The organism is Pseudomonas syringae (assembly GCF_021605415.1).
Classification (GTDB): domain Bacteria; phylum Pseudomonadota; class Gammaproteobacteria; order Pseudomonadales; family Pseudomonadaceae; genus Aquipseudomonas; species Aquipseudomonas syringae_S.
Window position 1 is genome coordinate 1 of sequence record NZ_WKEQ01000031.1, and the last position, 14,612, is coordinate 14,612.

The 14,612-nt window shown below is 62.6% G+C and carries 15 protein-coding genes; all 15 read right to left on the reverse strand.

Annotated features, from left to right (window positions below):
• Positions 1 to 200: 200 nt before the first annotated feature.
• The 15 genes from GIW69_RS19855 to GIW69_RS19925 are packed head-to-tail and all read right to left on the reverse strand — an operon-like array spanning position 201 to position 14,545.
• On the reverse strand, positions 201 to 647 hold the full coding sequence (locus tag GIW69_RS19855) for an excinuclease (RefSeq protein ID WP_236484480.1): 447 nt from the start codon (positions 645 to 647) through the stop codon (positions 201 to 203).
• A 23-nt stretch (positions 648 to 670) separates the two neighbouring features.
• Positions 671 to 1,897, reverse strand: coding sequence for a beta-ketoacyl-ACP synthase (locus tag GIW69_RS19860; protein WP_236484481.1), 1,227 nt, complete (start codon positions 1,895 to 1,897; stop codon positions 671 to 673).
• Entirely contained in the window at positions 1,897 to 2,625 is a 729-nt protein-coding gene (fabG, locus tag GIW69_RS19865; RefSeq protein ID WP_236484482.1) for a 3-oxoacyl-ACP reductase FabG, read from the reverse strand. The genes GIW69_RS19860 and fabG overlap by 1 nt, the downstream gene beginning before the upstream one ends.
• Positions 2,618 to 3,082: a hotdog family protein gene (locus GIW69_RS19870; RefSeq protein WP_236484483.1), complete on the reverse strand. Its 465-nt coding sequence runs from the start codon at positions 3,080 to 3,082 to the stop codon at positions 2,618 to 2,620. Before GIW69_RS19870 ends, fabG begins: the two co-directional genes overlap by 8 nt.
• On the reverse strand, positions 3,079 to 4,275 hold the full coding sequence (locus GIW69_RS19875) for a beta-ketoacyl-[acyl-carrier-protein] synthase family protein (RefSeq protein ID WP_236484484.1): 1,197 nt from the start codon (positions 4,273 to 4,275) through the stop codon (positions 3,079 to 3,081). The genes GIW69_RS19870 and GIW69_RS19875 overlap by 4 nt, the downstream gene beginning before the upstream one ends.
• The gene (locus tag GIW69_RS19880; protein WP_236484485.1) at positions 4,272 to 4,886 is read right to left on the reverse strand and encodes a DUF3261 domain-containing protein; all 615 of its coding nucleotides are present in this window, start codon (positions 4,884 to 4,886) and stop codon (positions 4,272 to 4,274) included. The genes GIW69_RS19875 and GIW69_RS19880 overlap by 4 nt, the downstream gene beginning before the upstream one ends.
• Complete coding sequence (locus tag GIW69_RS19885; RefSeq protein WP_236484486.1) at positions 4,886 to 5,611, reverse strand: class I SAM-dependent methyltransferase; 726 nt, start codon at positions 5,609 to 5,611, stop codon at positions 4,886 to 4,888. Before GIW69_RS19885 ends, GIW69_RS19880 begins: the two co-directional genes overlap by 1 nt.
• Positions 5,608 to 6,855, reverse strand: coding sequence for an NAD(P)/FAD-dependent oxidoreductase (locus GIW69_RS19890; RefSeq protein WP_236484487.1), 1,248 nt, complete (start codon positions 6,853 to 6,855; stop codon positions 5,608 to 5,610). The genes GIW69_RS19885 and GIW69_RS19890 overlap by 4 nt, the downstream gene beginning before the upstream one ends.
• Positions 6,842 to 8,005: a sodium:proton antiporter gene (locus GIW69_RS19895; protein WP_236484488.1), complete on the reverse strand. Its 1,164-nt coding sequence runs from the start codon at positions 8,003 to 8,005 to the stop codon at positions 6,842 to 6,844. Before GIW69_RS19895 ends, GIW69_RS19890 begins: the two co-directional genes overlap by 14 nt.
• Complete coding sequence (locus GIW69_RS19900; protein ID WP_236484489.1) at positions 8,002 to 10,335, reverse strand: MMPL family transporter; 2,334 nt, start codon at positions 10,333 to 10,335, stop codon at positions 8,002 to 8,004. The genes GIW69_RS19895 and GIW69_RS19900 overlap by 4 nt, the downstream gene beginning before the upstream one ends.
• Positions 10,325 to 10,927 (reverse strand): outer membrane lipoprotein carrier protein LolA, encoded by a 603-nt coding sequence (locus GIW69_RS19905; protein ID WP_236484490.1) that lies wholly within the window; start codon positions 10,925 to 10,927, stop codon positions 10,325 to 10,327. Before GIW69_RS19905 ends, GIW69_RS19900 begins: the two co-directional genes overlap by 11 nt.
• Positions 10,924 to 11,349: an acyl-CoA thioesterase gene (locus GIW69_RS19910; RefSeq protein ID WP_236484491.1), complete on the reverse strand. Its 426-nt coding sequence runs from the start codon at positions 11,347 to 11,349 to the stop codon at positions 10,924 to 10,926. The genes GIW69_RS19905 and GIW69_RS19910 overlap by 4 nt, the downstream gene beginning before the upstream one ends.
• Positions 11,342 to 12,886 carry an aromatic amino acid ammonia-lyase gene (locus GIW69_RS19915; RefSeq protein WP_236484492.1) on the reverse strand — a complete coding sequence of 515 codons (1,545 nt, stop codon included), beginning with the start codon at positions 12,884 to 12,886 and terminating at the stop codon, positions 11,342 to 11,344. Before GIW69_RS19915 ends, GIW69_RS19910 begins: the two co-directional genes overlap by 8 nt.
• Positions 12,867 to 13,814, reverse strand: coding sequence for an LpxL/LpxP family acyltransferase (locus GIW69_RS19920; protein ID WP_236484493.1), 948 nt, complete (start codon positions 13,812 to 13,814; stop codon positions 12,867 to 12,869). Before GIW69_RS19920 ends, GIW69_RS19915 begins: the two co-directional genes overlap by 20 nt.
• Positions 13,811 to 14,545, reverse strand: a complete 735-nt coding sequence (locus tag GIW69_RS19925; protein WP_236484494.1) for a glycosyltransferase family 2 protein — start codon at positions 14,543 to 14,545, stop codon at positions 13,811 to 13,813. The genes GIW69_RS19920 and GIW69_RS19925 overlap by 4 nt, the downstream gene beginning before the upstream one ends.
• Positions 14,546 to 14,612: the final 67 nt, after the last annotated feature.

Consider the following 14,612-nt stretch of genomic DNA (forward strand, 5'->3'; position numbering starts at 1 on the left):
GAAGCGCGGTATCCAAACCGTCCCTGGTCTGTGCTCGCGAGAATGGCGGGCACGTTAGCAAGGCTGCCGGGGATGTTATGTAGGGGCGATCCCAGACCTGAGTAGGACGGTTCGCAAATATGAAATGTGCTGCGGATTTCTACCCCTGTCGGAGCTGTTGCAGGCTCGAGCCTGCTGCAGCTCCGACACGGATACGAGTCTTAGTTGACCTTGGCGAGGTCGCCCTTCAGTGCAACACCGGCCATGATCGCGCCAGCGTGGCATTCGTAGGTGCTCGCGTCCTTGCGTTCGTTGCGTTTGTAGAAACTGACGATGTCGGTCACGGCGTTGGCGCCGGCCTGTTTGGCGGAGTCGTGCAGGGCGATCAGTGCTGATTGCAGCACCCATTCGCAGGCGACTTCGTCGGTTTTGTTGAAGGCGTTGGTTTTCTTGTTGGTCACGACGGCCGGGGCGACGACGGTGACTTTGCCGGCAGGCTTGTTGCCGGCCAGGTAGAACTTGACGCTGCCGTCGATCTTGCCGCTTTTGATGGCTTCAGCCACGACTTTGTCGAAGGGCAGGTACAGCGCGGTGTCGCGGGCCTGGCTGATGCCGGGCAATACGGCGGCGATCAGCAATGTGGCTGCAGCGAGTTGTTTCAAACGCATGGTGGTCTCCTTGACCGACAGGTTTAGCGCCAGCGACGGAAAATCAACGATGTGTTGACCCCGCCGAAAGCGAAGTTGTTGTTCATCACGTATTCGTGGCTCATCTGGCGGAATTCGCCACGCAGATAATCGAGCTTGCCGCAGTGCGGATCGACGTCGTCGAGATTGAACGTGTGCACGTATTGATCGCGGTTGAGCATTTCGATGCTGAACCACGATTCCAGCGCACCACAGGCGCCCAGGGTGTGACCGAGGAAGCTTTTCTGCGAGCTGATCGGCATGCGTTCGCCGAACAAACTGCTGGTTGCCAGTGTTTCGGCAATGTCGCCCTGTTCCGTAGCGGTGCCGTGGCCGTTGACGTAACCGATGACATCAGGCGTCAGGCCGGCATCTTCCAGCGCCAGTTCCATGGCACGGCGCATGGTCACGAGTTCCGGGCGGGTGGTGTGCTGGCCGTCGGCGTTGCTGCCGAAACCGACAATTTCGGCGTGGATGTGCGCGCCACGGGCCAGGGCATGTTCCAGCTCTTCGAGCACCAGCATGCCGCCGCCTTCGCCGATCACCAGGCCGTCGCGACCCTTGTCATACGGACGCGGACTGGTTTGCGGTGCATCGTTTTTCAGGCTGGTGGCGTACAGCGCGTCGAACACCATGGCCTCGGTCGGGCACAGCTCTTCGGCGCCACCGGCGAGCATCAGCGGCAAACGACCGAATTTGATCGCCTCGTAGGCGTAGCCGATGCCCTGGCTGCCGCTGGTGCAGGCGCTGGACGTCGGAATCAAACGGCCGGTCAGGCCGAAGAAAATGCTGATATTGGCCGCCGTGGTGTGCGGCATCATCCGCACGTAGGAGTTGGCGTTGAGGCCTTCGGCCACCGAGTTGAGCAGCATGTTGCCGAACGCTTTGATTTCATCGGTGCTGCCGGTGGACGAACCACAGGCGACACCCATGCGCCCATCCTTGATCGAGGCGTCGCCAAGCAGCCCGGCGTCGGCCAGTGCCAGCTCAGCGGCACCGACGGCAAGCCGCGAAACCCGGCCCATGCTGCGCAGTTGTTTGCGCGTCCAGTGCGCGGGCACCTTGAAATCATCGATGGGGCCGGCCAGGCGCGTGTTGAGTTCGCTGAAGCGATCCCACTCGTCCATCCGGCGAATGCCGCTGCGATTGGCCGCGAAGTTGCCGGCGATGGTGTCCCAGTCGCTGCCCAATGAGGTGATGCCGGCCATGCCGGTGACGACGACGCGCTTCATCAGCACAACCCTCCGTTGACCGCCAACACCTGGCGGGTGATGTACGACGCTTCCGCCGACATCAGGAAATTCACTGCACCGGCCACTTCTTCGGGCGTGCCCATGCGCTGTGCGGGGATCATTTTCAGCAGCTCTTCAACCGGCACGTTTTCATCAAGCATGGCGGTGTCGATCAGGCCCGGGGCGACACAATTGACGGTGATCTTGCGCTTGCCCAGTTCGATCGCCAACGCTTTCGCCGCGCCGATCACACCCGCTTTGGACGCGCTGTAGTTGACCTGGCCACGGTTGCCGATCAGCCCCGACACCGAGGTAATGCAGACGATGCGTCCGGCGGCGCGACGACGAATCATCGGCATCATCACCGGGTGCAGCACGTTATAGAAGCCATCGAGATTGGTACGCAGCACCACGTCCCAGTCGTCGTCGCTCAGTGCCGGAAAAGCACCGTCGCGGGTCAGCCCGGCGTTGAGCACAACGCCGTAATAGGCGCCGTGGTTTTCAACATCGGCTTCAAGAATGCTTTTGCAGGTTTCGCGGTCGGCCACGTCGAATTGCAACACACGGGCGTTGCGCCCCAGCGCTTCGACTTCGGCTTTGACGGCGTTCGCTTCGGCCACGCCGCTGCGGCAATGCAGGACGATGTCATGCCCGGCCTGGGCCAGGCGCAAGGCGATTGCGCGGCCGATGCCACGGCTGGAGCCGGTGACGAGTACGGATTCAGTCATCGTTCGACTCCCTCGTTTGTTGAAGATATTGCGCCGCTTGCGGCGGGCGAAACACATTGAGCCGGGCGCTGGCATGAATGCCGGGCGCGTTGATATGGCATTCGAACACGCCCATGCCGTTGTCGTCTTCCAGCGAGCGAATCCCATGGATGACCAGCTCGCTGCCGGCCGGAAACGCCTCGACATTGCATTCGAATTTGCGTGTGCCGAGCAGAAAACCCAGCGCCACAGGGTCACCTTTGCGCCGCGCGTGGCAACCAGCGAAGGCCGCGACACTCTGCGCCATCAACTCGATGCCGAGGTACGCCGGCAGGCTGCCGTCGGGCAGGTTGAACAGACCGTCGGGCCTGACCGTCAGCCGGGTGCGGATCTGTTCGTCGTCGACATCGAGGATGTCGTCGATCAGGATCATGTCGCCGGCGTGGGGCAGTAGTTCGGCGAGCGGCCAGTCGGTCATGGGGCGTCTCCGATAATCAGGCTGACGTTGTTGCCACCGAAGGCAAAGGAATTGCTCATCAGGTAGCGGGGAGCAATGGACGTCAGGCGCTCGTTGGCGGTCACCCACTTCAGCGCGGGCAGCGCCGGGTCGGCCTCACCGTCCCAGAGATGGGGCGGCAACGCGTGTTCAGTGTTTTCGGCGCTCAGGCTCATCCAGCAGAACGCGGCTTCCAGCGCGCCAGCCGCACCGAGGGTGTGGCCGGTCATCGGTTTGGTTGACGAGCAGGGCACACCGTTTGGAAACAGGGCGGCGACCGCCAGGCTTTCCATGGCGTCGTTGTGTTGAGTGGCGGTGCCGTGCAGGTTCAGATAAGCGATTTGCGAGGCGTGCATTTGAGCCTGATCCAGGGCTTGGTGCATCGCTTGCTGCGCGCCGCGACCGGTCGGCTCCGGGGCAGAAATATGATGCGCATCGGAACTGGCGCCCGCACCCAGCAGGGCAATCGCCGGCCCGTCGCCACGTTGCTTGCTCATCACGAATAGCACCGCCGCTTCACCGATGTTGATGCCGTTGCGGTTGATCGAGAACGGATTGCAGCGCGCATCGGACACCGCCTCCAGCGCGCTGAACCCGTTGAGGGTCAGTTTGCATAAACTGTCGACGCCGCCGCACAGCACGGCGTCGCACAAGCCCAGATCGAGCAACCGGCGGGCGCTCATCAACGCGCGGGCGCTGGAGGTGCACGCGGTGGAGATCACGTAGGCCGGGCCACTCAGTTGCAGCCAGTCGGCGAGGAAGTTCGCCGGGGCGCCGAGTTCCTGTTGGCGATAGTCGTAATCGGCCGGGAACGCGTGGTCGCGGATGTAATGGGCCAGGCCACGGCTGGCTTCGTCGATGCCCGAGGTGCTGGTGCCGAGCACCACGCCGACGCGATCATGCCCGTAAGTGCGGATCGCGTGGTCAATGTCGTCGCGGATCTGTAATGCCGCTTCGAGCAACAGCTGATTGTTGCGACTGCTTTGGTTCGCCAGCGCCGCCGGGATCGGCGCCAATTCACCGCGCACCGCCGCTACCGGCAATTCACGCTCCGCCACCCAGCCGGATTCGCTGCGCATGCCGGAACAGTCACCGGCGAACAAGCGGCGGGCCACGCTTTGCTTGTCGCGACCGAGGGCGCAGATCACGCCGAGGGCATTCAGATAAGCGGTCATGGCGTCGGCTCGTTGAGAGGGGATACGCGGTAGTGCGGGCCTTTGGGTAGTTCCAGTTCAAAGCGTTGAGGCTGTGAATAGCGGATGTTCCAGCGCATGTGCAGCGAGCGTCGATTGTCTTGTTGCGATGCCTCAGGGTAATTGCGCGCCACCTCGCCGGAGGGCGTCAGGGCGAACAATAGCGCGGCAAACAGCTCTCGGGCTTCAGGATTGGGCGGCAGCAGACCGTCGGCCTGCCAATGCCCGTCGATGAGCTTTTGCCGGGCCAGCGGAATGCCTAGCGGATCCATCATCGACCAGCGAATGCCTTGTCCTTCTTGTTGAATCACCAAGAGCCAGTCCTGACGTTGGTCGGCCTGTTCGCGCTCGATGTGCAATTGCAGCGGCAGGGCGAGGGTCGGGTTCTCCACAGGCAACGGTGGCTGGCTGGCGCAGGCACTGAGCAGCAGCGCACAGAGGAATACAAATAAGCGCAACACCGCAGAACCTGTGGGCGCTGGCTTGCCAGCGATGACGCCATCACATTCACCACCTGCGGTGGCTGACACTCCGCTATCGCTGGCAAGCCAGCGCCCACAGGGTTCTGTGTACACAGATTGACTGTGTTGCATCACAGATCACCTGCCAGTGGCTTGCGCGCCACCACGTTCACCAGTGTTTCTTCACGCTGCCCAAACGGCTTCGGCTTGCGCAATCCAGTGCGTTCGAGCAGGCCAAAATCCTTTGAGCGGCTCCACCACAGATACGGGTACGAAACGTTTTGCTCGGCGAATTCGAAACCTTGCTGACGAATCATTTCCAGGTACTGCGCCGCGCTTTTCTGCACGTGCATCGGATGGCGGAACAGCCAGCGAATCACCCAGGTATCGATGTAGGCCTCGGTGGATTCGGCGAACAGTAAATAACCGCCAGGCTTGAGCACGCGATAGAACTCGGCCAAGGCTTTTTCCTGTTCGACCAGATGATGAAACGTCTGGTGGCAGAACAGCAGATCGACACTGGCGTCCGGCACTGCAAGGGTCGCGCAATCGCTGCCGATCAGTTGCACGTCGAAGCCCAGTCGCGTGGCTTCTTCGGCGCTCAACTGAAGGCTCTGCGGATCGGCATCAACGCCGATCAGTTGCTGCGGGGCGAACGTCTGGCGTAGGTAACGGAACGACTTTCCCTGGCCGCAACCGGCATCGAGCAACACGGGATCGACCGGCAACGGCTCGCTGAACAGGCTGCGCAGATCATTGATCGCCACCCGCAGGACGTGGTGCTGCCAGGTGTGGCTGCGCAGGAACCAGAACCCGAATCGGGTCTCTTCGACGTAGCTGTCGCTCAGGTAAGTCATGAGGCGTCCTGTGCGCAGAGTTCGGAGATCATTTTCAAGCGTCGACGCGATTCGCTGACGAACGGGTTGCGTTCGTCCCAGGCGTATCCGGCGAGGATCGAGCAGATCATGCGGCGAATGTCTGCGGAGCCTTGCTCATAGAAAATCACGTCCTGGAAGGTGCCGGCGTACCAGCCCTCAACGTAGCAACGGAAGGTATCGACGCCGCGCTTGAGCGGTTCGGCGAATTCCGTTTGCCAGTCGACCGCTTCCCCTTGCAACTGACGGTGCAGAACTGCAGCCGCCATGCTCGCCGAGCGCATGGCGATGGTCACGCCGGAGGAAAACACCGGGTCGAGGAACTCCGCTGCGTTACCGAGCAGGGCGAAACCCCGGCCGTGCAGGGTTTTGACGTTGGCCGAGTAACCGCCGAGCGCGCGCGCCGGGGTGTCCCATACGGCGTTGTTCAGCACGCCGGACAGGCTTGGCGTCTCGGCGATGAAACCGCGCAGGCATTCGTCGAGATCGCTGTCACGGCCGGCGAAATGCCTGGCGTCGGCGACTACGCCCACCGAGCAGCGACCGTTGCTGAACGGGATCGTCCAGAACCAGATGTCGCGATGCTCGGGATGGGTGGTGATGAGGATTTTTTCGCGGTCGAAGGCCGGGGTGTCGATGCAGTCTTCAACGTGGGTAAATACCGCTTGGCGCGCCGGGAAATTCGACGGTGCTTCCAGGTCCAGCAAGCGCGAGAGCACACGGCCGTAGCCGCTGGCATCAAGCACGAATTCGGCTTCGACGCGGTACTGGCTGCCGTCTTCGCGCAACACATCAAGCTGCGGCTTCGCCAGGTCGAAATCGACGCTGACGATGGCTTCGCCGTAGCGGATTTCCACGCCTTGCAATGCCGCCTGATCGGCGAGCAGTTTGTCGAAATCGGCGCGTTGTACCTGGAACGTGGTCGGTTTGCCACCGGTAAAGGTGTCGCCAAAATCAAAGGCGCTGTAACGCTCGCCCCAGGCGAAGGCCGCGCCGGTCTTGCGCTGGAACCCGGCGGCATTCACGGCGTCGAGCATGCCGGCTTCTTCGACGAAGTCCAGGCAGTGGCTGAGCAGGCTTTCGCCGATGGAGAACCGTGGGAAGTGCTGGCGCTCAATCACCAGCACGTCATGACCGCGACGCTTGAGCAGCGCGGCGGCGATGGCGCCGGACGGCCCGGCGCCGATGACGACAACCTGACGGGATTCCATTTCAACGATTGGCACGGGTGCTCCTTGCTTGAGCGACGGGGATATTCAGGGCTGCGCGATGCATGCCGGCCAGCGCCGGCAGCAGCGTCGCGATCAGGCCCATCAGCATCAGCGCGAAATACAGCGCTGGTGTGATGAGCTGTTGTTGCAACAACAGGTTGAGAAAAACGATTTCGCTCAGGCCACGAATGTTCAGCAGCACGCTTTCGCGCCAGCGGCTGGCCCCGGCGAACGACGCACCGGCCCAGCCGAGGCCGAGCCAGTTGCCGAACAGTTTGCTGGCAATCGGCAGACATAGAAGCGCCGCCCATTGCAGTGCGTCAAGACTGGCGAGCGCGCTGTGTACGTCGATCTGGACGATGCCGAAAGTAAGAATCAACGGGATGGCAAACCACGTCTGTAACCGGTTCATCCACCGCGCAGGCAACGGCAGCACCAGCGGCACTTTCATCGCCGCCATGCACAGCAGATAACCGATGCCGAAAATCAGGGCGTTGAGCTTGAAGTGTTCGGCCACGATCAGCAGCGCGAAGAAAACCCCGCTGTGCAGCAGTGGCTGACGCAGCCGGAGCACGCACATCAACAGCGGCACGCACGCACCGGCCAGCGGAATCAGCAGGCTGCTCAGGTGCAGACTGCCTTGGGCGAAACCGAACAGCGTCCAGCATGTGAGGTCGATGAGGATCGCGGTCTGCACCAGACGCCGGGTCGCAGCGGGCGGGTAATCGATGTGGCGCAGATAAAGATAGAGCACTGGAATCGCCGTTATCGCGAACACCAGACCGATGGCCAACGAACTGATCCACGGCTGCGCCGGCAGCAGCCACATCGCCATCGCCAGACCACAGGCGAACGGCACCAGAAAACTCGGCACGGCGATTTTCACGCTTTGGCGATCCAGACGCAGGTCGATCACGTCGCTGAGAATGTGCCCCAGCAACAGCGCGAAACTCAGGCTGTAAAGGTTCTTCAACCAGGTCGGCGCGACCAGTGCGGCGCCGCTCAATTGCCAGCCCGGTTCGACCCAGAAAAACATCAGCAGTGGCAAACCGAAACTCGCCAGCAGCAACTGGCTGACAATCGGGATCAGACCGAAATGCCGACCGACGCGAATCGCCACGGCGAACAGCGCCAGCGCCATCAACCAGAACAGGACGACCATCATGCTGCCGACTCCACGACTTTCGCGGCGTGGACGTGACGTCCGGCCCACGGCGCGAGGATAAAGCTGAACGCCAGGCCGAGGCTCACCGACAAACCGAAATTGCTCACCGCTGGCGTGCTCGATACCGCCAGCAAACCGAACGACAGCCAGGTCGTCAGTGCCGCCAGCAGGGTGCCGAGCAGACTCACGGCAGCACCGCCGACCTGTTCGCGCATAAGGATCGCGTAATCGACGCTGATCGCCGTCACCAGCAAAAGGCCGAACAGACTGAACAGGGTCAGCGGCTGCCCCAGCCAACCGAGGCTGGCGAGGCTGCACAGCGCGGCGAGCAGCGGCAGGGCGACGATGCGCAAAGCACCACCGAGGCCGAATGGCAGCATCAGCACCAGCACGATCAGCACGCAGGACGCGAGTTTCAGTTCGGCGGCGCTGACCTGGGTGGCGGCGAAAACGTTGTTCAATTCGCCGAGACGATCGACCAGCACCACGCCGGGCAGATCCAGCGACTGCACCCGTAACAGCGCCGGGTTGTTCAAGCCTTGCAGACTGACCATCGCCGCCACGCCTTCCTCGGTCGGGCCGAGCCATAACGTGCGATAAGGCTCGCCTAGCGGGCCGGCGAGCGCAGCGTCGATGTCTTCGACGGGCAAGTTCTGCAATTGCTCAAGTTCGTTTTGCAGCGCGGCGACTGGAACGCCGAGGTCGAGCAATGGCTGCCAATGCTGCGGCAGCGCAGTCAGCGCTTCGCGGACTTGCTCTTGTTGTTGTGGCGGGCTGACCAGTTGGTTGAGCGCCAGAAAACCCTGCAACTTGTCGAGATTGACCAGTTGATCCAGACGCTCACTGAGGGCGCTCTGGCGCTCCAGCAATTGCTGCTGATTGGCGGCACGCACGAGAAAAAACTGGCTGGTCGGCTGATACCCGGTGATGCGTGCGATGGTCTGCGCTTCATCGGTCAAGCGTTGCGGGGCGCCAACCCACTGGCGAATGTCGTTGCGAGTGTCCAGTTGCAACAGGCCGCCGACGCAGAAGGCGATCAGCACGGCCAGCAGCACCGGCGTTTTTACGTGTTCGAGCAGGGCCTCGCGCAGGCTCAGCAACCGCTCGGCCACGTTAAGCGGCCACTGCGCCGGGCGCAGCTCGACGTTTTGCAGCAGCGCCGGCAGCAGGCATACCGCCGACAAATACGCGCCAAGCAAACCGGCGGCAGAGAACACCGCGATCTGGGTTAGCGCTGGAAACGGCGTCCACGCCAACGCCAGGTAGCCAATGGCGCTGGTGGTCAGGCTTAACGTCAGCCCGGGGAGCGTCAGGCGCAAGGCCGGCCAACTGCGCCAAGGCTTGAGGCTCCAGCTCTTCGACAGATAGTGCAACGGGTAGTCCACCGCCACGCCGATCAGACTGGATCCCAGCACCAGCGTCATCACGTGCATGTGGCCGAACAGCGCCACGCACGCCACCGCGCCGAACAGCATGCCGACCAGCACTGGCACAAACGCCAGCAACACTCGCCAGCGACGGAATGCCAACAGCAACAGCAAGAGGATGCCAATCGCGGCGCCGCCGCCGACCCAGGTCATTTCGCGGGTGGCTTGTTGCTGACCGTTGGCGGCATAAAGCAAGCCGCTGGCGGCCAGCAGTTGAACGTCTTTCGTGGCCGCTTCATCGCGGCTGTGTTGCAGCAGGTCGGCGACTTGCAGCGGCAGGTTCATATCAAACGCATTGCCGGTGGTGCGCGCGCGCAACAGCACCCAACTCTTGCCTTCGGCCTCGGCGATCAGCGCGCCGCTGCCGATGTCCAGTTGCACCGCGCCGTGTTGCGGCTGGCTGTTCTGGATGCGGCCGGTCAGACCCAACCAATCGTCCTGGCTCGGCACCAGACTGAAACCGGCGAAGGGGTCGAACAGCGCTTGCACACGTTGTTGAATGAAGGCGTCCGGCTGTTTGATCAAAAGCTCACGGTCATCCGCCGAAAGCATCGCCAGCCGCCCTTGCAGCAATTGCGTGCGCAGGGTCGGCAGATCCGCTTGCAGGTTCCACTGCACTGTTTCGAACAGTCCACTGGACTGCCACTGCTCGCCGAGAGTCTGTGCCATCGCGACCGCTTGCTGGCGATCCGCGTGACCGACCAGCACCAGCATTTCGCGATTGAGCGGTTCCTGCATGCGTTGTTCGGCGCGCAGTTCCAGAGCGTCAGGGCTGGTGCCGGGTACCAGTTCCATCAGGTTGGCCGACAGCGGCGCGCCGTTGCGCCACTGCCAGCCGCCCAGCGCGACGACTGCCAGCAGCAGGATCAGGAACAGCCACGGCAGCCTGCGTTCATTCAGCAAAGTCGTGCTGCTCCGCGTCGTTCAACGGTTGCTCGGCCGTGCTGTCCTGCATGCGCAACACGGTGCTGTCGCCCTGTGTCTCCAGCAGTTCGATGGTCTGCACCAGCGCGCCGCCGTCGATGTTGATCTGGTTGAACACTTGTTTGAGCAACACGGAGCGGGGCGTCAGGGTGAGTTTCCACTGCTGAGCGTCGCCGCTCAGGGACAAGTCGAAGTCCCGTTGCAGACCACTGCTGTCGCCTTGCAGCACCGCGAGGAACAAGCGGTTCTGCTCGGCCCCGGCGCTCTTGCTCGGCAGCACTTGCCAGCCACTGCCATCACGCCGGGCGATGCCGTTGGCGGTGATGCGGTAATCCTGTTGCAGCGGGGTTTTCAGCAGCCAGAGCAATCCGTGGTTTTTCGCGAGGACAAACGTGCCCTGGCTGACCAGCGGCTGCGGCAAGGCGCGCAGGTGTTTTTCTTGTACGAACCGGCCGTGGATCACGTCCGGCTTCGCCAGTTGCGCGCTGAGTTGTTGCAGGTCGAAAGCGTGAGCCAGCGACGACAAACCCAGCAGTACCGACACCCCCAAACATCTGAAAACTCTGTTCATCGCAGCATCCTTTCCACGGCTTCGGTGAAGACTTTCGGTGACACCAGTTGCATTTCGCGACTGCTCACCTCGACGGCGACCTGCACGGAGCTGGCGCGGGTCAGGCGCTCGCCGGTTTGCAGGTCGCTGATCAGATAATTGATCTTCAGTCGGTTTTCCCATTCCACCAGATTGGCTCGCACATTCAGGCGCTGACCGAACACCGCGCCGCGCACGTAGCGCAGTTGCAGGTCGATGATTGGCCAGGCGTAACCGGACGCGACCATGTCGGTGTAGTTGTGGCCGATCTTGTCGAGCAGCGCGCACCTCGCCACTTCGAGGTATTTGACGTAATGCCCGTGCCAGACCACGTGCATGGTGTCGACGTCGAAGAACGGCACGAGGATTTCCGTGTCGGCGTGCAACACCCCGGCGCTACGCATGCAGCCTCCAGTGTTGCGCGGCGATGCGTTGCAGGCACAGGCGCAATTCGCCTTCCAGTGCGCGGTCTTCGATTACCGGCGGGAAGTCGACGGCCAGTTGTTCGTGCATGGCGGCCAGGGCTGGCGGCAACGGACGTGCGTCCTCATCGCGACCGCGCAGCCAGACGCCTTGATTGGCGGCGAGCAGGGTGGCGGCGGCGACTTGTTCGGTCAGCTCCAGCACACGGATCGCATCGCGGGCGGCGATGGTGCCCATGCTGACCTTGTCCTGGTTGTGGCATTCGGTAGAGCGCGAAAACACACTGGCCGGCATGGTGTTTTTGAGCGCTTCGGCAGTCCAGGCGCTGGTGCCGATCTGCACAGCCTTGAAGCCGTGATTGAGCATCGCCCGATCCGCGCTGGCACCGGACAGGTTGCTCGGCAAGCCATGGTTGTACCGCTCATCCACCAGCAGCGCGAGCTGACGATCGAGCAGGTCGGCAACGTTGGCGACGAGGTTTTTCAGGCTGTCCATGGCAAAGGCGATATGGCCGCCGTAGAAGTGCCCGCCGTGCAGCACGCGCTCGGCTTCGGCGTCGATGATCGGGTTGTCGTTGGCGCTGTTGAGCTCGATCTCGATGAACGAACGCAGCCAGTTCAGGCTGTCGGCCAAGACGCCCAGCACATGCGGTGCGCAACGCAGGGAGTAGCGATCTTGTAAACGGTGCAACGGCGCGGTCGGCGCATCAATCGCCAGATCCTTGCGTAGCCATGCGGCCACTTGCATCTGCCCCGGGTGCGGCTTGGCGGCGAACAGGCGCTCGTCGAAGTGTTCGGGGTTGCCTTGCAGCGCCACCACGTTGAGCGCGGTGATGCGCGTGGCCAGTTGCAGCAGGTAGTCGGCGCGGGCGTAGGCGAGGCAGGCGAGGCCGGTCATGACGGCGGTGCCGTTCATCAGCGCCAACGCTTCTTTGGGACGCAGCACCAGCGGCGTCCAGCCCAGTTCGCGGTGTACGTCGACGGACGCACGGCGCTCGCCGCGGAACATCACGTCGCGCTCGCCGGACAAGGTCGCGGCGACATAGGACAGCGGCGTCAGATCGCCGCTGGCGCCGACCGAGCCTTCTTCCGGGATCAGCGGCAAGATGTCGTGTTCAAGAAACGCATGCAGACGCTCAAGCAGTTCAACGCGCACGCCGGAGACGCCATGGCACAGCGACTGCAATCGCGCCGCCAGCACCGCGCGGGTGGCTTGGGCGTCGAGCAGTTTGCCCAGTCCGCAACCGTGGAAGGTGTAGAGATGACGCGGCAGCGCCTCGACGTGATGCAGCGGCACCGCGACCACGCAGGAATCACCGTACCCGGTGGTCACGCCGTAAATCACACCTTCCTTGTCCAGCAGCGAATCAAGAAACTGCGCGCCCTTGGCGATGCGCTGGCGATAACCGGCATCGCTCTGCAACTGCACGGGCGCCTGACGGTTGGCCAAGGCCAGCACGTCTTCGATGCGCAGAGGGCGTTCGCCGAAGGTTACCGGCTCAAGATTTGGCGTCGTCATCGGTCTTCCAGAATGGGTAAAAGTTGAACCATTGGTGCGGCGCTTCGAGGCAATAGTGACTCAGGCGCTCGGCATAGCGGGTCGTCCACTGATGAATGACCTGCTCGCGCTCGCTGCGCTTCCACGTCACGGCGTCGGCGAAGGGTTCGAGGGTCAGGCGATAGTGGCCGTCGGGTTGTTTCAGACACATCAGCAGGTTGACCGGGCATTTCAGCAGACCGGCCAGCAGCCACGGGCCTTGCGGGAATGGCGCGGGATGGCCGAGGAAGTCCACGGTCACGCTGCGTCCGCCGTGCAGCGGCACGCGATCGCCGGCAATTGCCAGCCATTCGCCGCGCTCCAGGCGTTCGTGCAGTTGCAGCATGATCACCGGATCCAGTTCGCTGACCTGAATCAGGCGCAGATTGGTCGCCCCGGCTTCGCCCAGCAAACGATTGAATTGTTCGGCGTGCTTGGTGTGCACCAGCACGTTCATCGTGACCTTTTCGCCGATCTCGGCCAGTGCCCGGCACACCTCGAGGTTGCCCAGGTGCGCGCCGACCAGCAGTTGCCCGCGACTGCCACGCAGTTGGTTGCGCAACAGCGCCGGGTCGATGATTTCGATCTGCTCGATGCGCAGCTTGCCATTCCACACGTCGAGCTTGTCCAGCAGGGAGTCGGCAAACGCCATGAACTGGCCAAACACTCGCCAATGGCTTGGGCGCAGATCGCTGCGGCCGGCCCAGTCGGCCAGGCGCTGCTGGTATTGCCAGGCACTGCGGCGCGCGGTGCGACCGAACAGGAAAAAGTACAGAACGATGCCGTACAGCAAGGGACTCAACAGGCGTCGACCCAACACCTTCGCCGCCAGCGCGGTGAATTTCATCAGCAGGAAACTGCCGCGTTCTTCGCGGTCGGCCCAGTGGTTTTTATCGCCCCTGGTCGTCATGTGCGCCACCGTCGCCAGAGGATCACCGGGATGCGCAGCAACATGCCGAAGAACAGCCGCGTGTGCATGCTGGAAATCAGCACGTTGTCGTGGAACAGGCGAAAGTGCGACACGCCGTCCAGCGGATAGTGAACGCTGGTTTGCAGCCAGCGCATCGGCTGGTTGCGCCACGACAGGCGCACGAGGATGTCGGAATCGAAATCCATGCGCTTGCCGATTTTTGCCGAGTCGATCACCGCCAGAGTTGGCGCCAGCGGATACACGCGAAAACCGCACATTGAATCGCGGATTTGCAGCGACAGGCTGTTGATCCAGACCATGACGTGGGTGAGGTAGCGCGCGTACAAGCGACCCTTGGGCACGCTGGCGTCGTAGAGCGGATAGCCGCAGATCAACGCTTCGGGGTGGGCGCGTGATTCGTCGATGAAACGGGCGACGTCTTGTAAGTCATGCTGACCATCGGCGTCGACCTGCAAGGCATGGCTGAAACCCAGCCGCGCCGCTTCACGCAGCCCGGTCATCACCGCGCCGCCCTTGCCCTGATTGGCGGTGAGACGTACCAGATGCACGTTGTCGCGGAAGGCCAATTCATCCAGCACCGCCGCACAGGATTTGCTGCTGGCGTCATCCACCAGAATGCACGGCAGACCTTGGGCGAGGAGGGCCTCGACCACGGTGGTGATCGCGGTTTCGTGGTTGTAGACCGGGATCACGGCGCAGGGGTTATGCATGATGGGGCACTCCCGATGGACCGCAGTGACTGCTTCGCGAGCAGGCTCGCTCCCGCACGGATTGGCG